Origin of the sequence: Helicobacter sp. MIT 03-1616 (assembly GCF_000765685.2) — a bacterium.
In the GTDB taxonomy this organism is placed as follows: Bacteria; Campylobacterota; Campylobacteria; order Campylobacterales; family Helicobacteraceae; genus Helicobacter_C; species Helicobacter_C typhlonius.
Genome location: NZ_JROY02000002.1, coordinates 149,405 through 166,197, shown reverse-complemented (window position 1 = coordinate 166,197; position 16,793 = coordinate 149,405). Strand labels below are relative to the sequence as shown.

The window sequence follows — 16,793 nt, the reverse complement described above, 5'->3', positions numbered from 1 at the left end:
GCCAATGAAAATCTCTTTTATACTTCTATTTATTTTGTGTGTAGGGATAAACGCAAATACTTTACACACCACAAAAACCCACGCTCTTAGCATTTATGGCACGCCAAAATATCCTCAAAACTTCACACATTTTGATTATGCTAATCCCAATGCCCCAAAAGATGGCACACTCAAAGGCTTTGCGCTTGGCACTTTTGATAGCCTCAATCCCTTTGTGCAAAAGGGCAATGCGGCTGCGGAGCTTAGCACACTTGTGTATAACACACTTACCATTCAAAGCCTAGATGAGCCTTTTAGCGAATATGGGCTAATTGCAGATTCTATGACAAGGGGGAGAGATTACATTATCTTTCATATCAACCCAAAGGCAAAATTTAGTGATGGTGTAAAGGTGAGCGCAAAAGATGTCGCATTTAGCTTTGAGACGCTAATGCAAAAGGGCAAGATAGAGTTTAAACGCTACTATGCTGATGTCAAAATCGTCAAAGTGCTAAGTGAGAGCGAAGTGGCATTTTATTTTAAAAATGATTCTAACAAAGAGCTACCTTTAATCTTAGGGCAACTCCCTATTTTACCTGCTCATATTTATCTTAAAGAGGGCAAAAATACTTTTGGTGAGAATCCACTTCAAATCCCCATAGGAAGCGGCGCATATAGAGTGAAAAAATTTGATATAGGGCGCAGTATCACTTATGAACGCAACCCTCACTATTGGGCGCAAAATCACCCTACACAAAAGGGGGCATATAACTTTGATGAAGTCATTATAGAATATTATAAAGACCCTTCTGTGGCGCAAAATGCCTTCCTTGCTGGAGAATACGACTATCGCATAGAATCTTCAGCAAAAGTGTGGGCAAACGACTATGAGGGCAAGGCAAAAAAAGAGGGAAAAATCATTTTACAGAGCTTTAAACATCAGCTTCCAAGCACATTTCAAGGCTTTTTTTTCAATACGAGAAATCCTCTTTTTGCCGATATAAGAGTGCGGGAAGCTTTGCTTTATGCGTTTGATTTTGAATGGAGTAATAAAAATTTATTTTTTAATCAATATGAACGCACGAAACATATTTTTAATAACTCCCCTTTTGCTTCCTCTGGCATTCCCACAGACAGGGAAAAAGAGATTTTGGAAGAATATAACTCTAAGCTTAATCCTAGAATCTTTACCCAAAGCTATATTATCCCCCGCACAGATGGAGCAAAAGTGCGTGGGGAAAATTTAAGAGAGAATCTCAAATATGCAAGAGATTTACTTAAAAGTGCGGGATTTTATATTAAAAATGGCACACTTTATACGCCGCAAGGCAAACCTTTTACTTTTGAAATTCTTATATCGTATGAAGCTTTTGAGCGTATTTGCTTGCCTTTTGTAAAAAATCTCCAAAAGCTTGGTATTACTGCTACGATTAAAAAAGTAGATGATTCGCAATATATTAATCGTGTGCGGCATTTCAAATATGATATGGTCATTGAGCTTTTAGGGCAAAGCCTTTTTCCGGGCAATGAGCAAAATTACTATTGGAGCTCTGCAGTGGCAGATACAAGTGGGAGTAAAAATTTTGCAGGCGTAAAAGATGCTGTGGTAGATGATTTAATTCAAAGATTATTAAATGCTACGAATGAAAAAGAGCGCATAGCTATTGGCAGAGCAATGGATAGAATCTTGCTGTGGGGATTCTATACTATCCCACATTTTAATCTGCCTGCTTTTCGTGTGGCATATTGGCGCAAAATTGAGATGCCAACCATTACCCCACCTTATGGCATTGACCCATATTTATGGTGGATAAATACCGAGTAAAAATGCTAAAGGCAAGTGCGTAAAAGCGCGGATTGTTTTATTATAAATCTAAAATCTTAAAACCTAAAATACTAAATAAGCTCACAAAAAGGAGGCTATGCTATAATGTGCCAATTCAAGATATAGACGATTATGTAATCTCATTATAAGGTGCGTTTGCTTTAGCGCGTAAATTGAAAAAATAAAGAATTTTAAGAAGATTTGAAAAAAAGGAAACAAATGAAAGAATCTCCTAGTAATGTAATGATATTGCGCTCTCTTACCACTAGACGCGACAAAGTTATTTTGTTTGCATTATTTCTCGCCAATATCGTGCTCTCCCTCATTGAAACCATAGGCATTAGTATCATTATGCCTTTTATCACTTTTGCGAGTAATCCACAAATGATTTTTTCACATTGGAGCTCGGCTTGGATTTATGAAAAACTCAACCTCACTAGCACAATGCAATTTATGTATGTATTTAGCTTTGCACTTATTGCATTCTATTTTTTTCGCGCATTTTATAATGCCTTTTATAGCTACGCATTGGTGCGTTTTTCTTATGGGAAATATCATTTTTTTGCCTATCGATTATTTTGTAAAAGTGTAGAATTAAATTATCTTGATTTTACAGCTAAAAACACAGACAAGATTCGTCAAAGCATTATAAGGGAAGCATTTAATGTTTCAAATTACTTACAAAATCTTTTGCAAACAAGTGCGGAGTTTTTTACCATTATCCTTATGTATGCCCTGCTCCTTGTTGTAAGTTGGAAAATGACTTTAGTGCTTACCTTTTTGCTTGGTGTGCAAGTGCTGTTTATCCTTAAAGTCCTCACAAAAAGGATAAAGCATAAGGGTGAAATTCGTGTGGAAGCAGATAGCAAACTCAATGAAAGCCTTACTAGAACCTTTGGCAATTTTAAGTTTATCAAGCTTAAAGGTAATCAAAAAGAGGTGCTTGAAACTTTTGAACTCCTCTCGCGTGAGCGCACACAAGCAGAAATCACTACTCAATCACTCTTTCCCTTACCGCGTCTTGTTCTTGAAACCATTGGATTTAGTGTGCTTATCGCCTGTGTGGCTTATATTCTTTTTAAATACGAAGATGCAAGTGCTGTGATACCTATTATCTCAATGTATGCCCTAGCTCTTTATAGAATCCTCCCCGCCATTACACGCATTGTCAGCAATCTTAATACAATGAGTTATTTTAGCTCAAGTGTAAAAAATGTATATGAAAATCTCATCTATCATACCGAATACGAAGACAATGAGCCTTGTGAATTTAAAGATTCTATTACACTTAAAAATATAGATTTTGCATATATGGAAGAAAAGCCAATTTTAAAAAATTTCTCACTTACTATCCAAAAAGGTGAAAAAGTCGCTTTCATAGGAGAGAGTGGAGCAGGGAAAAGCACTTTGGTGGATATTATCATCGGTATTTATAAGCCTCAAAAAGGACAATTACTTGTGGATAATGTGCCTATTAACAATCACAATCTCCGCTCTTGGCGTAAAAAAATTGGCTATATTCCACAAAGCATTTATCTCTTTGATGGTAGCGTGGCGGAAAATGTCGCCTTTGGTAGCCAAATGGATAGAGAAAAGGTAAAAATCGCCTGTAAAAAGGCGCAGATTCTGGACTTTTTAGAGCAGCATAATGGCATAGATACTCGCGTGGGTGAAGGGGGTATTTTGTTAAGTGGCGGACAAAAACAAAGAATAGGTATTGCTAGAGCAATTTATGATGACCCAGAGATTCTTGTGCTTGATGAAGCCACCTCCGCACTTGATAACCAAACAGAATCCGATATTATGGAGGAAATTTATGATGTCGCGAATAATAAAACACTCCTTATCATCGCCCACCGCCTTAGCACGATAGAAAAATGTGAGCGTAAGATTGCTTTAAAAGCAAGCAGGGGGGGGGCAATAATGAATAAGTATAAGGATACAAATGAAGCATTATCTTGATTTTATTCAAAGCAAAAATTTACAAAACAATGAAATTTTTAGTTTTCTCAAATGTGATGAAAATGAGGGGAAAATTTTGCAATTTATGGCACATTCGCTTATGGCAGGAGAAAATGACTTTATCGTGCATAGCCTTTTGGTTAAAATTTTTCATAAAAACAAAGCACCAAAAGAATATTATCTGGAATACTTACCCCATATTCGCAATCTCATTGAGCTTGGCTGGGTTAATCAAAGCACATTTTTGCAAACTAAGTCCGCGGATATTACCCTGCTTGAACTCTACAATGAAAGCATATGCCTCTCGCACACATTTTTAAAGCTCCTCGAAGATGGCTCGCCCAATGCCGATTTGCCTGAAATCACAGCCTACGAAGACCATTTAGAATATCTCAAAGATCGTTTTACGCATATTGATTTACTTTATAAAATCAGCGCGTTGAAATTTTCACAAAAGATTCACACACCTTCACTTTCTCGGGCAAATCATCGCTTAAAACTTTTGGAGGAGAGTATAGAAGCGCGTTTAAAACTCACACACAAGGATATAGGTATCCTTAAACTCATCAAGGATTATCATTTAGACAAGAAAGAACAAATCATTTTTTTTGCCCTGCTTAAGGAAGAGTATTCGGGCGGTGATGAGAGTCTGCGCGATATGAACACACTTTTGGAGCTTGTAAGCCTTGATGAGTATGATAAAATTAAAAATCGCTCTCTGCTTGATGAAAATGCCACGCTCGTGCAAAAAGGCTTAATCGATTATGATGAGTTGCTTAGCCCATTTGGTGGCATATCGCGCCATTTCTTTATCCCAGAGGACATCTTGCAGGGCATTATCCACCCAAATAAAAAGAAAAAGCGCGTAAAGCTCAATCTCCCCTCGCTCATCAAGGAACAGGAGATTTTCGAACTCTTAGAGCCAAAATATGATTTAAAAGATATTGTGCTTGATAAGAATGCAAAAGAAATAGTTGAAAATCTCCTTGCGCAGGCAAACAGCGAAGTATCGCATTTACTTAAGCTTTGGGGGATAAGGGATAAGAAAAAGGGCATTAGCGCGAAGATTCTACTTTATGGTGCACCCGGCACAGGCAAAACAATCACAGCCCTAGCCCTTGCCAAGAGCCTAAAGAAGCAGATTCTAAGCTTTGACTGCTCCAAGATTCTATCGATGTATGTAGGGGAATCCGAAAAAAATGTGCGCAAAATCTTTGATAGTTACCAAGAAATTTGTAAAAAAATTAAAAATGAGCCTATTTTACTCCTTGATGAAGCCGACCAATTCCTTAGCACACGCGGAAGTGTCGCACACAGCGCAGACAAAATGCACAACCAAATGCAAAATATTTTTTTAGAGCAAATTGAGCGATTTGATGGAATCTTAATTGCCACGACAAACTTACTTGAAAATGTCGATGGCGCATTTTCAAGACGTTTTGAATACAAAATTCCTTTTAAGCGACCAAACAAGATTCAAAGAGAGGAGCTATGGCTTAAGCATCTCCCCAAAAACGCGCCTTTTGGCTCATCTACGCGGGAGGAGTTTGCTTATATTCTAAGTGAGTATGACTTAAGCGGGGGGCAAATCGCACTCATAGTAAAAAATACTGCCTACAAAGTCGCCACAAAAGTGCAACCCATCTTTGCTCAAGAGGATTTTATCACTCAAATCAAAGCCGAGCTAAGCGGAAATTTTGATGGCACTAAGAGTATGGGTTTTGGGCGGTAAGATTCTAAGAATCTATAAGATAAAAATCCTTTAGGAAGCCCTAAAATCCCTGTTACAAATATTCTATTTTCTTTTTCTTGTAAGGATAGGGGGGCAACGATATATCTCGCCCTTTTCTCTAATGGAATCCCATAATTTAGGATACTTGCCTCATCGCATATTATGGTAGAGTTTAGAAGCTGGGTCATAATCAAATCGCTCATTAATAAGCGCGGAGCGAGGATAAACTCCCGCACAGAATCTTCTTTAAAATCTTTATTTGCTAAACTTGAAAAATCATTCATCGTGTTTTTGGTGGGCGCATAGCATTAAGCAGCGCAAGGAGTGCTATTCCCACATCGCCAAACACCGCAAGCCACATATTTGCAATACCCATTATGCCTAGAATAATCAGCACAAGCTTACTTCCAAGCGCAAAAATAATATTTTGCCAAGTGAGTTTGCGTGTATGAAAGGCAATGCGCAAAGCCGATACAATGCCCCGTAGCGAGTGATGTTGCAAGATAATATCAGCACTCTCTTTACTAATATCATTGCCATTCTCGCCGGTGTTGATACTTATCCCCACATCGCTACGACTAAGCACGATAGAATCATTAATGCCATCGCCCACAAAGGCAGTTTTGCCCTCCCACTGCGCCATAAGATTAAGGAGCATTTGCTCCTTTTGTGCGGGGAGCAAATGCCCATACGCATAGCCTATGCCTAGCTCTTTTGCCACACAATCCACGCTGTGCTGATTATCGCCACTTAAAATCGCAAAATGCTCTATGCCATATTTTTTGAGACTTTGCAAATCCTCCTTGACATTCTCTTTAAGCGTATCGCCAATGAGAATATACCCCGCATACACGCCATTATGCGCGACATAGACAATCGTATTTGCGCTTTGCTGCGTCTCAAACCCAATGTGCCTTTCTTGCAATAATATAGCATTACCGACAAGAATCTCCCCCCTGTCGCACACTACCACCACGCCTTTGCCACTGATTTCCTCATAAGATTCAATATGAGTTTGTATATGTATATGATTTTTGATACAAGTTGCGATAGGGTGATTTGAATTTTGCTCCGCAATTGCGGCAAGTTCTAAAAGCAAAGATTCTGTATAATCCTTGCTTGGCGAGATATGTAAAATTTCAAAACTCCCTTTTGTAAGTGTGCCTGTTTTATCAAAAACGATATTTTTTACCTTGCAAAGTGTCTCGAGGTAAATCGCCCCCTTACACAACACACCCTCCCTACTTGCGCGACCAAGCCCTACAAAGTATCCTAGAGGCACAGCCAAAACGAGTGCGCAAGGACAACTTACCATCATCACCACGAGTGCGCGATAAATCCACTCGTGCCACTCGCCATTAAAAAGCGGCGGGATAATCCCAACGCATATAGATATCGCAAAAATAATAGGTGTATAAACACTTGCAAAGGAAGTAATAATCTTTTGCGTTTTTGCCTTGTTTTTAGTCGCCTCCTGCGTGAGCTTGGCTATTTTTGCAATATGCGAGTTTGCAAAGGGCTTCTCCACACTCACTTCGAGCAACGCACTCGTGTTTATACCCCCAGCCATAATAGAATCTCCCTCTTTCACGCTCACAGGCACACTCTCGCCATTAATTGAGCGCATATCAATGTAACTTTTACCCTTGAGGATTACGCTATCGGTGGGAATTTTCTCGCCCACCTTGATGAGTGCCACATCGCCTACTTGCAACGCCTCCGGATGCAAGTCAATTAAAGTATCATTCTCTTTTTTATGTGCAATATCGGGGATTACCTGCACCAGCGCGCTAATGGAGTTTTGAGACCTTTGCACAGCAAGAGATTCTAAATACTCTCCCACGCGGAAAAAGAGTAGGACAGCCACCGCCTCGCTCACTTCACCGATGCACCACGCGGCGATTGTGGCAAAGAACATTAGAGTGTGCTCATCAAAGAAAACCTTGTTTTTGCAGTTATGCCAAAATGTGCTAAACATAGGCTTACCCGCACTTAGATAAATCAACGCAAGGACAATGATTATAATCTCATTAATAAAAGGGACAAAATCAAAAAATGAACTATATAGAGCGACCATACACAGCCCATAAAGTGCGATTAAAAAAATGACAAAGTAAGGTTTTTCTACTTCTTCACTCTCACAACTCACACAACCAAGAGGATTCAAATCTGCTTGGCTATGTGAGTGAATCTCTACATTTTTTTCCATTCATAACCTTTTAGTGAAAATTTTTAAGATTATAGCATACAAAAAGTAAATACTTATAGGGGGTATATGTATTATTTCATTATTTTAAAAATTTGCTCGTACTTTTGTGCAAGATTCACAAATATTATACGCTTATGCTATAATCTCTCAAAGCTTTGCACTTAAAGGAATCCTGTGCCACGAAAATCTGCCACAAAGCCACACATAGAATCCAACACGGATACGCAAAAACAAAAAAATGTGGCAAAAAAATCTCCCAAACAACACATTGAAAAAATAAAAGATTCTCAATCTACGCAAATGAAAGATTCTACTAGCCCTCTGTCCGCACCCATAAGCACAAATACACCCGCAAACACGCGCAAGGCAACAAGGCATTATGCGCGTATAAAAAGGAGGGCAAAGGCGCACAGAATCTACACGAGATTTACACACACGACAAAAAGGCAAGGGGTAAAAATCATTATCGGTATGTTTGTGGCACTTCTCTTTGGGATACTTGCAGCTATTTTATCGCATTTGTATCTCCAAGCTTCTTTTAAGGTTTCAGCCCTCCTTGGCATTATCGCCCTACTCGTTACTCTTTGGACAAACAAAGCCCTGCCTTTAGGCGTAGTATCGCTCTTGCCTATTATCCTTTTCCCTAGTTTTGGCATTTTAGATACGCAAAGCGCGACCGCAAACTATGCAAACCCTATCATCTATCTATTCTTAGGTGGCTTTATGCTCGCCACAGCGACAGAAAAAATCGGCTTACACAAAGTTATTGCAAAAAGATTCTTAAGCCTTTTCCCCAACACACCAAAAGGCATCATCTCCGCGCTTGGACTTGCTGCCTGCGTGCTTGGGACTGCACTTTCAAACTCCACCACTGCTATTTTACTCTTACCCATCGCGCTTTCTATCACGCAAGAATATGCCCTCAAAATGCGCTTTTTACTCGCAGTCGCCTTTGGCGCGAGCATTAGCGGGATTACCACACCCATTGGCTCACCGCCTAATCTTATTTTTCTAGGTTTCTTAGAAAAACTAGGCTTTGATGGCATTAGTTTTACAACTTGGATTTTTATGATGGCACCACTTACTTGCCTTATGCTCTATGCAATGATTTATATCCTTTCATACAAAAGCGGCGAATATCAGCTCGAAGTGAATGCTTTTAGTGATGTACAAACTACTGCGGCACATAAAAGACTGCTCTTTTGTATAGTCGCGCTTTTACTTTTACTCTTTATTAATTCCCCTATTAAACCCTTTTACAATGGGCTAGGGCTAAATGAAAATATAATTTTACTCGCCTTTGGGCTTTTGATGTTTGTGCCAAAAATCGGCTTTTTAGATTGGGACGATTCTAAATCTATCCCCTATGAGTTGATTTTTTTGTTTGGGGCAGGATTCTGTATCGCTACTGCTTTTTCACAATCCGAACTAGGCGGTATATTTGAAGACTACTTTAGACAATTTGAGAATCTACCTTTCATTGTATTCTTATTTATCGCGTGTGTATGCGCGATTATCGCCACAGGATTTTTAAGCACAACCGCGCTTATTGCGATTTTATTGCCTATCATCTACACAGCCACGCAGTCTTTCCTCAAAGGCAGCGAACCCACGATTACAATGCTTGCAATTACAATATGTGCGAGTTTTTCATTTATGATTCCCATATCCACGCCGCCAAATGCCATTGTCTTTGCCAAAGGCAATATAAAAGCTTGGGATATGGTGCGCTTTGGCTTTTTACTTAGCGTGGTTGGTATCGTGCTTGTAACACTCTTTGCATTTGTGTATTGGCGTTGGTTTTTAGGATAGTAATTCTTAAGATAAATATGCCAAAAATCGCGGAGTTTTGCTCATAAATCCCCTACGCGTACAAATTCATCATTTTGGGTGCGAAGCGGTCATATATTTTAATAGTCTCCCCCCCCCCCCTTAAATCTAGATTCAAAAATCGACTGCATACGCGTTAAGATGTTAAAGAAAATATCAATTTCTTGCTGTGTGCAACTTTTAAGTATTTCTTGGTCTATTTGTTTGATTGCACTCTTCATAAATGAAAGTGCCTTTTGTCCATTCTCTGTGAGTAAAAGGGAAATATCACGCCGATTGTTTGGCTGATTTTTGATACAAAAACCCTTTTTAACGAGGGAATTTACCTCACGTGAAATGGTGGCTTTATTTTTATTGAGCTTTGTGGCGATTTGAGTAATACAGACTTGACTATCCTCTTCAATGATAAACAAAATAACGCCCTGTTCGAAAGTGAGATTATACATTTTGAGATTATCAATGAAAAACATATGCATATATTTTTCTGTTTTACCAATTTGATACCAAATAGAATGCTGCACTTTACTTCCCTTAAGCTAAACTAAGGGAGTATTATATCAAAGTTTGTTATAATTCTGCGCTTAGGTATAGTAGGTGGTTGCTTTTGCATATGCAAAAGAGGAAAGTCCGAGCTACAAAGACAGGATTCCATTTAACTAATGGCTAGGGTAACCTAAGGGAAAGTGCAACAGAAAATAACCGCTTTTGTGAAAATACAAAAGTAAGGGTGAAAAGGTGGGGTAAGAGCCTACCGATTGTGTAGTAATATGCAATGCTCTGCAAACCCAATTCGTAGCAAGAAGAGTATGGTTAAAGTCTTATATATAACTCTTCGCTTGAGATATGTTGCAAAACATATCCTAGATAAATAGCCACCCACGACAGAACTCGGCTTATCGCTATGCCTAACATCTTTGCCATTTTTGCATTTCTTTTTATTTTTGCCTTGCCTCAAAAATCTCGCTCCTTATTTCAAGGTGAGAATTGAAAATTTCAAAAAACATAACTTCATTGCATAAAACCTCACTTTTAGCAATTCGCTCGTATTTTATAGGGAGCAAAATATACATTAGATTTGTGGCTTCCCCTGCATATAAAGTCAGCTTAAGACCTAATCTTCACTCTCCTCATTATTTGCGCCTATGCCCTTACAATTATTCTAGTGTAGCACACATACATCGATTAGATTAATTTTAATCACTCATTGCAAAAGTAGCTTTTATTAAAAGCTTTTTAGTTTTGCAGATTCTATTTTGTGAAATTTTAGAATCTAAAACTTCGCTTTGTTGCTTATCTCCATATCATTGCTATATAGCACCTCACGCACAACCTTGCCATTGTCGTCAAACTCTTTAGCAGTGCCATTTTTCTTACCGCCCCTATACTCAAGAGTGTGCCACAGCCTACCTGCTGTATCATAGATTCTCATCTCACCCTCTTGTGCGCCATTTGCGAAATTCATCTCGCTTTTTAGTTTGCCACTTTTTACCTCAAAAATGCGACATAGTCCGTGCAAAAGCCCATTTTTATAATACGCCTCATACACAAGCACACCCTCTTGGGAGAAAATTTGATACAAGCCCTCTTTTTTATTATCAATATAAAATGCTACTTGCGCTACACCACCCCCAAGATAATAGAGCGTTTCCTTGCCGTGCTTTATTTTCGTATCTGGCTTATATGTAATTATCGCTTCATAGGTGTGTCCATCCTCTTCCACCTCTTCTTTCCTCTGCTCTCCGTTAATGTTTTCAAGCATATTCTGCGTGTATTTGCTATCTGTATCGGCAGGTTTAGATGTTTTTTTTGTGCTAGATTCCAAAGCCTTTGTAGAATCTGGTGTTTTTTTATGCTCTTGTTTTTTAGATTCTATCAAAGACTTCTGTGTATTTGCCTGTGAGGTTTTTTGCAGAGTATTTTTTGCAGAAATTTGCGTAGTTTTTTGTAGATTTTTTTGCGGAGATTTTGTATTTTGTGATTTCGCACTTGTGTGTTGTGTAGGCTGTGCTGGTGGTGTTGGCTCTTGCTCTGCACACGCATAGAATCCACCCGCGCACACAGCCACTACGATGAGATATATCCATTTTAGCTTTTTCACTTCCTTCCTCCCTAGTAGCACGCACTCCAACGGCAATTTTTCTCCTCAATCACAACATTATTGGTATATTTTTTCATCGTTTGTTTTTTGCCCTCTTTATACAGGGTTTCATATGTGATATTGCCCTGCTTGTCAAATTCCTTTCTCACACCATTAAGTTTATCATCTTTATAGCTAAACTCTGCTTGCAACACGCCATTATCATAATACTTTTTTCCCTCGCCCTCGCGCTTATTGAAAGCATACTCTTGCTCGCTTTGAATCTTACCATCATTATAATATATCACGCGCTTCCCTACCTCAATACCCTCTGTGTAGGTGCGCCTCTCCTGCAATGCGCCATTAGCATAATATGAAAGCACCTCGCCATCATATTTGCCATTTTTGTAAAAAGCCTTAAACAGCAAAGTGCCATTTTGCGCGATTTTCACCTGTCTGCCACATTTTGTAGTCGTGCCCTTGCAATAATGCGTCTTAATTGTCATAGGAGCGTTTTTATCGCCTGTGTAGGAGATTCTAAGGTCATACTCTGTATTTACCTCCGCACTAAGCAATAAAGGAAATAGCACAAATAGTGCAATTTTACATCTCATAGCCCACTCCTTTTTTAACTTTTTAAAATCCTAGATTTATTCTCTTGAAAATCTAATCTTATCTTATAAACTTAAAATCTGCCCTAAATTTAGTTTTTTAATCGCATAATATCCGCTCCAAGTTGGCGCATTTTATTTTCAATCTGCTCATAACCTCTATCGAGATGATAGATTCTGTGAATATTCGTGGTCCCCTCACTTACAAGAGCTGCTACGATGAGCGCGGAGCTAGCACGCAAATCCGAAGACATCACATCAGCGCCGTGCAACAGAGTTTTGCCATTAATTCTAGCGTGATTGCCTTTAAGTGAAATATCCGCGCCGAGCCGTTGCAACTCACTCACGTGCATAAAGCGATTTTCAAAAAGTCGCTCCTCAATCACACTTGTGCCATTGCATTGTGTAGCGAGTGCCATAAATTGCGCCTGCATATCGGTTGGGAATCCGGGATATTCTGTTGTTACAATCTCAAAGGGCATTAGGGATTTCGCGGGAAGCAAGGTAAGGGCATTAGATTCTTTAATAAAGCTAAAACCAATCTCTTCTAGCTTGTCTGTGATTGCTGCAAGGTGCGTGTTTTTTACATTTTGTAATGTGATAGAAGAGTTTGTAATCGCACCCGCACACAGATAAGTTCCTGCTTCGATTCTATCGGGTATGACTTCAATAGGTGCAAAGTCAATCAACTCTCCACCTGTGCCATAAATAACAAGTTCATTGCTCCCAATACCCTCAATTTTCACGCCACTAGCGGATAGAATCTCGCAAAGCTGTACGACTTCAGGCTCTTTAGCCGCGTTGATGATGCGCGTTGTACCGTGAGCAAGGGCTGCTGCCATAATCACATTTTCACTACCTGTAACGGTGATTTTGTCAAAGAAAATATCCGCACCTTTTAAACCACCCTTTACCTCCGCAATGATATATCCCCCCTCTATGTGGATATTCGCACCAAGATTCTGCATAGCCTTGATATGCAAATCCACAGGACGCGCACCAATCGCACAACCACCGGGCAAACTTACCTCGCAGTAGCCAAAACGCGCAAGGAGCGGTCCTAGCACGAGGATAGAGGCGCGCATTTTACGCACAATATCATAAATCGCACGTGTATGCACGATGTGTTCGGCTCTAGATACAAGCGTGTTATTATTCTGCCACGCAATATTCACACCTAAATGTTCTAAAAGCTTTGCGAGTGTTTTTACATCGGCGACATCAGGGAGATTACTAATACTCACTTCATTTTTGCTTAAAAGTGTGGCGGCAAGTATAGGGAGGGCTGAATTTTTCGCACCAGAAATATTTACACTGCCTTTGAGTGAATCTGTTTTGTGAATTTGTAAATAATCCATATTAATCCTTTTTTATATTTTCTCATTTGCCTTCTCTTTTTTGCAGGGCTTTTCCTATGGCTTCTCTAATATTCACCTTGCTATCGGGATTTGCATTCTCTAGTGTATCTTGGAGATTCACAACCTCATCGACTTCCATAAGATTCATATTCGCCGCAAAGCGCGATATTACATCTACCCATAGCTCATAGTCTTCCCCATCTTTTGGGTAGGTTTTAAAACTACTCATAAAATCATTAAAAACTGCCCTTAGCTTGTCCTTGTCATTGACATTTTTATTGATCTCTTCGGATATATCTTTGAGGTGATTCACCACCACTTCTACTTTTTCGGTATCAAGTGCAGCCGCAAAAAGCCCACTAAAAATAATAGGTAAGCATAGCAAAAAAAAGCATAACCAACAAATAACATAAAAACTAAGATTAAACATTTGCGTTTAAAGCCTGATAAAAATCTATAGTTGCTTTAACATAACCATCAATACTCCCGCAATCATAACGTTTGCCTTGAAACTTATATGCTAAGACGCGTCCCTTTTTACTTTGCTCTAAAAGTGCATCAGTGATTTGAATCTCGCCTTTTTTACCGGGCTTTGCAACGCGTAAAATATCAAAAATATCGGGTGTGAGAATATAGCGACCGATAATAGCAAGATTACTCGGGGCTTTATCTATACTTGGCTTTTCTATCATATCATTTGCACGATACACACAAGATTCTATTTCCTCGCCTTGTATAATGCCGTATTTATCCACTTCGTTTTTTTCGACTTCCTCAATGGCGATAATACAACAACGATATTTTTCATAGAGATTCACCATTTGAGAAAGCACCCCTGCGCCATTTTCATTAAAGCATAAGTCGTCTGCGAGGATTACTGCAAAAGCTTCGTTGCCAATCAATGTTTCACCCGTAAGTATAGCGTGCCCCAAACCTTTCATCTCATTTTGCCTCGTATATGAAAAAGTGCAAGATTTGGTGAGTTTGCGGATACCGCTTAAAAGTTTGTCCTTATCTGTGTTTGCGATTTGGTGCTCTAACTCGTAATTGATGTCAAAATGATCTTCAATGCTTCTTTTTCCCCGTCCTGTTACAATTCCTATATCCTTGCACCCAGCTTCTAGTGCCTCTTCCACACCATATTGAATCAAGGGCTTTGTGAGGATTGGGAGCATTTCTTTTGGCATCGCCTTTGTAACGGGTAAAAAACGTGTGCCATATCCTGCGGCAGGAAATAGACATTTGTGTATCATATAATCTCCTTTAATTCACAAGCGTTTGCTTAAGATAATCTTCTAAATTGATATGATTCCCAAAACTCCCTTGATAAACAATATAATTTGCCAAAACTCTTAACCCATAATCACGAGATTCTTTATAGGGGATAAGCTCCATAGACAGCCACGGCTCATAATTGCGCTTTTTTATGAATAATTTTTTTGTTTTGAGTGCGCGGCGCAAAAAGCCCGGACCGCCATTATATGCATATGAGACAAAAAGCGGGTGTTTAAATTCACGCGATAAATCATTAAGATAAAATGTTCCAAACTCAAGCGCGGTAACGGGGTCAAACATATCCTCTAGCTTAATATTATCGCGTTTAAGGCTTTTAGCAAAGGGTTCTACATTAAAGGGCATTATCTGCATCATACCAAGCGCATACGAAGTTGAAACAAGGGCTGGCAAAAGTATGCTTTCTTGCTTTGCAATCGCGTAAGTAAAGGCTTTTTGTGAATCATCTCGCCACTTGATTTTATCGCTAAAAGGCGTGATGAAATAATTTACTTTAAAATTATTTATCTGCGTGAGGATATAGGCATAGTGTGCGCTCGTATCCTCATAGGCAAAATGTTTGCTTAATTCTCTCAAATCTTTTTCACTTTTTACTTGCGAAAGATTCTCTTTGAGCATTTGCCATTGAAAAGGGTCTTTAATGTCAAACTTTGGTTTTTTACTTGAGAGTTTGCCAAGATTTGTTACGACTTGATAGCTCGGCTCTACATTAAGCTTTTGATTTGCATAAATCGTGTAAATGTCTATATTTGTGCTACTTGAGAGCTCTTTTAGCACCCCTTCATCTTGACTTAAAAAATACTGCCACAGCAAAGTGCGATTTCTTTGCATAGGTGTATTTGCCTTTTTATAGGCATTTTGAAAGTATTTTAACGCCGCATTTGGCTGATTATACAAAATCTCATTAAGTCCAAGCATAAACAATGTATAAGAATCCGCACCTGTGATATTTGCACCTATAAGGGATTCTTTAAACTTCTCATAACTTTTATCTTGTGTGATGAGAATGCTTTGAAGCATATTATTAAAGGCTTGATTGTTTTCATCGGCGAGTTTTTTAAGTGCTTGAGGCTTGATTGTTTGATTAAGAATCTGTGTGCGTTGATTTGCCCTCAAAGCACGATAAATAGTAGCAAAGTTTTTTGCATCACTTTGTAGCATAGCTGTTAGAATCTGCGGGGAGCTTAGAATCTCGATACGTTTTCTATACGTTGGATCACTTTGAAATTTTTTAAGTAAAAAATCTTTATTTTTCTGTGGCATTGAAGGGATATTAGCGATATTTAGCCCCGCCTTGATACACGCAATATCTTGCGTTTTTAGCTTCTCAAAACTTAGACGCTGACAATACAGATTGCGCGGCAATTCACTCACCTTGCCCTTTGCACTCATTAGATTATTAAGTTTTGCAGTTCTGCGAAATATCAAATCATAAGCTTTGAGCGCATCTTGCAAACTCGTGCGTTCATCGCTCAAAAATTGCCAAATGTAAAAATCTCTCGCCAAGCCCTTGGGTTTAGATTCTAAAAACTCAAGTGTTATGGTCGTGGTGTAACCTATACTACAAAGAAGCACCAACAAAACGCATATTCTTTTCATCAACCACCCCTAGATATGCACACTCTGCGCGTATTTTAATAGAATCTGCACTAAAAACAAATCAATGAATTTTAGCATAACTGCCACAATAAGTGGCGAAAAATCAATCCCGCTTATCGTGGTAGGCATTATCCTGCGTAGCCTCGCATATACGGGCTGTGTAAGGCGATTAAGCACTTGCACGATAGGATTATAGGGGTCGGGGCGCACCCAGCTAATGAGTGCGGCAATGACAATCACCCATATATATAAATTGATGAGCATACTCAATATACTAGCCAATGCCTGTAAAAAAGTGCCTATAACCATAACCTCTCC

14 protein-coding genes and 1 other RNA gene are annotated in these 16,793 nt (G+C 39.1%); 5 read left to right on the top strand and 10 right to left on the bottom strand.

Annotated elements, in window-relative coordinates:
- Window positions 1-4: 4 nt before the first annotated feature.
- From LS67_RS02080 to LS67_RS02070, 3 genes are all read left to right on the top strand, one after another.
- Entirely contained in the window at window positions 5-1,804 is a 1,800-nt protein-coding gene (locus tag LS67_RS02080; RefSeq protein ID WP_034328341.1) for an extracellular solute-binding protein, read from the top strand.
- Between the two features lie 219 nt (window positions 1,805-2,023).
- Window positions 2,024-3,766 (top strand): ABC transporter ATP-binding protein/permease, encoded by a 1,743-nt coding sequence (locus tag LS67_RS02075; RefSeq protein WP_138109547.1) that lies wholly within the window; start codon window positions 2,024-2,026, stop codon window positions 3,764-3,766.
- Complete coding sequence (locus LS67_RS02070) at window positions 3,750-5,498, top strand: ATP-binding protein (protein ID WP_034328363.1); 1,749 nt, start codon at window positions 3,750-3,752, stop codon at window positions 5,496-5,498. The genes LS67_RS02075 and LS67_RS02070 overlap by 17 nt, the downstream gene beginning before the upstream one ends.
- Here the strand turns inward: LS67_RS02070 and LS67_RS02065 are convergent.
- Both LS67_RS02065 and LS67_RS02060 read right to left on the bottom strand, forming a co-directional pair.
- Window positions 5,435-5,782 carry a hypothetical protein gene (locus LS67_RS02065; RefSeq protein ID WP_138109545.1) on the bottom strand — a complete coding sequence of 116 codons (348 nt, stop codon included), beginning with the start codon at window positions 5,780-5,782 and terminating at the stop codon, window positions 5,435-5,437. The two genes, LS67_RS02070 and LS67_RS02065, sit on opposite strands and share 64 nt — an antisense overlap.
- Window positions 5,779-7,707 (bottom strand): heavy metal translocating P-type ATPase, encoded by a 1,929-nt coding sequence (locus LS67_RS02060; protein ID WP_052099917.1) that lies wholly within the window; start codon window positions 7,705-7,707, stop codon window positions 5,779-5,781. The genes LS67_RS02065 and LS67_RS02060 overlap by 4 nt, the downstream gene beginning before the upstream one ends.
- A gap of 471 nt (window positions 7,708-8,178) precedes the next feature.
- On the opposite strand from LS67_RS02060, the gene LS67_RS02055 reads away from it, so the two are divergent.
- Entirely contained in the window at window positions 8,179-9,519 is a 1,341-nt protein-coding gene (locus LS67_RS02055; protein WP_064504581.1) for an SLC13 family permease, read from the top strand.
- Window positions 9,520-9,617: 98 nt separating this feature from the next.
- Here LS67_RS02055 and LS67_RS02050 read toward each other — a convergent pair whose 3' ends face one another.
- A complete protein-coding gene (locus tag LS67_RS02050) occupies window positions 9,618-10,058 on the bottom strand; it encodes a MarR family winged helix-turn-helix transcriptional regulator (protein ID WP_231944748.1) in 441 nt (146 codons plus the stop codon).
- 61 nt (window positions 10,059-10,119) lie between these two features.
- Between LS67_RS02050 and rnpB the strand changes: the two genes are divergently transcribed.
- Window positions 10,120-10,449: RNase P RNA component class A (rnpB, locus tag LS67_RS02045), an RNA gene on the top strand.
- A 358-nt stretch (window positions 10,450-10,807) separates the two neighbouring features.
- Here rnpB and LS67_RS02040 read toward each other — a convergent pair.
- The 7 genes from LS67_RS02040 to LS67_RS02010 all read right to left on the bottom strand — a co-directional run bounded on the left by LS67_RS02040 (window position 10,808) and on the right by LS67_RS02010 (window position 16,784).
- Entirely contained in the window at window positions 10,808-11,635 is an 828-nt protein-coding gene (locus LS67_RS02040) for a hypothetical protein (protein WP_052099898.1), read from the bottom strand.
- 11 nt (window positions 11,636-11,646) lie between these two features.
- Entirely contained in the window at window positions 11,647-12,228 is a 582-nt protein-coding gene (locus LS67_RS02035) for a toxin-antitoxin system YwqK family antitoxin (protein WP_034327797.1), read from the bottom strand.
- A gap of 89 nt (window positions 12,229-12,317) precedes the next feature.
- A complete protein-coding gene (murA, locus tag LS67_RS02030; RefSeq protein WP_034327795.1) occupies window positions 12,318-13,583 on the bottom strand; it encodes a UDP-N-acetylglucosamine 1-carboxyvinyltransferase in 1,266 nt (421 codons plus the stop codon).
- Between the two features lie 22 nt (window positions 13,584-13,605).
- Entirely contained in the window at window positions 13,606-13,968 is a 363-nt protein-coding gene (locus LS67_RS02025) for a hypothetical protein (RefSeq protein WP_231944749.1), read from the bottom strand.
- A gap of 37 nt (window positions 13,969-14,005) precedes the next feature.
- A complete protein-coding gene (gene galU, locus LS67_RS02020; protein WP_034327791.1) occupies window positions 14,006-14,836 on the bottom strand; it encodes a UTP--glucose-1-phosphate uridylyltransferase GalU in 831 nt (276 codons plus the stop codon).
- A 10-nt stretch (window positions 14,837-14,846) separates the two neighbouring features.
- Window positions 14,847-16,475 carry a lytic transglycosylase domain-containing protein gene (locus LS67_RS02015; RefSeq protein ID WP_034327789.1) on the bottom strand — a complete coding sequence of 543 codons (1,629 nt, stop codon included), beginning with the start codon at window positions 16,473-16,475 and terminating at the stop codon, window positions 14,847-14,849.
- Window positions 16,476-16,484: 9 nt separating this feature from the next.
- Window positions 16,485-16,784: a YggT family protein gene (locus LS67_RS02010; protein ID WP_034327788.1), complete on the bottom strand. Its 300-nt coding sequence runs from the start codon at window positions 16,782-16,784 to the stop codon at window positions 16,485-16,487.
- Between the last annotated feature and the right edge of the window lie 9 nt (window positions 16,785-16,793).

Bases quoted from the DNA above. Each gene is read 5' to 3' on its own strand.
- LS67_RS02080 (WP_034328341.1), top strand. From the start codon at position 5: ATGAAAATCTCTTTTATACTTCTATTTATTTTGTGTGTAGGGATAAAC.
- LS67_RS02075 (WP_138109547.1), top strand. From the start codon at position 2,024: ATGAAAGAATCTCCTAGTAATGTAATGATATTGCGCTCTCTTACCACT.
- LS67_RS02070 (WP_034328363.1), top strand. From the start codon at position 3,750: ATGAAGCATTATCTTGATTTTATTCAAAGCAAAAATTTACAAAACAAT.
- LS67_RS02065 (WP_138109545.1), bottom strand. From the start codon at position 5,782: ATGAATGATTTTTCAAGTTTAGCAAATAAAGATTTTAAAGAAGATTCT.
- LS67_RS02060 (WP_052099917.1), bottom strand. From the start codon at position 7,707: ATGGAAAAAAATGTAGAGATTCACTCACATAGCCAAGCAGATTTGAAT.
- LS67_RS02055 (WP_064504581.1), top strand. From the start codon at position 8,179: ATGTTTGTGGCACTTCTCTTTGGGATACTTGCAGCTATTTTATCGCAT.
- LS67_RS02035 (WP_034327797.1), bottom strand. From the start codon at position 12,228: ATGAGATGTAAAATTGCACTATTTGTGCTATTTCCTTTATTGCTTAGT.
- murA (WP_034327795.1), bottom strand. From the start codon at position 13,583: ATGGATTATTTACAAATTCACAAAACAGATTCACTCAAAGGCAGTGTA.
- galU (WP_034327791.1), bottom strand. From the start codon at position 14,836: ATGATACACAAATGTCTATTTCCTGCCGCAGGATATGGCACACGTTTT.
- LS67_RS02015 (WP_034327789.1), bottom strand. From the start codon at position 16,475: ATGAAAAGAATATGCGTTTTGTTGGTGCTTCTTTGTAGTATAGGTTAC.
- LS67_RS02010 (WP_034327788.1), bottom strand. From the start codon at position 16,784: ATGGTTATAGGCACTTTTTTACAGGCATTGGCTAGTATATTGAGTATG.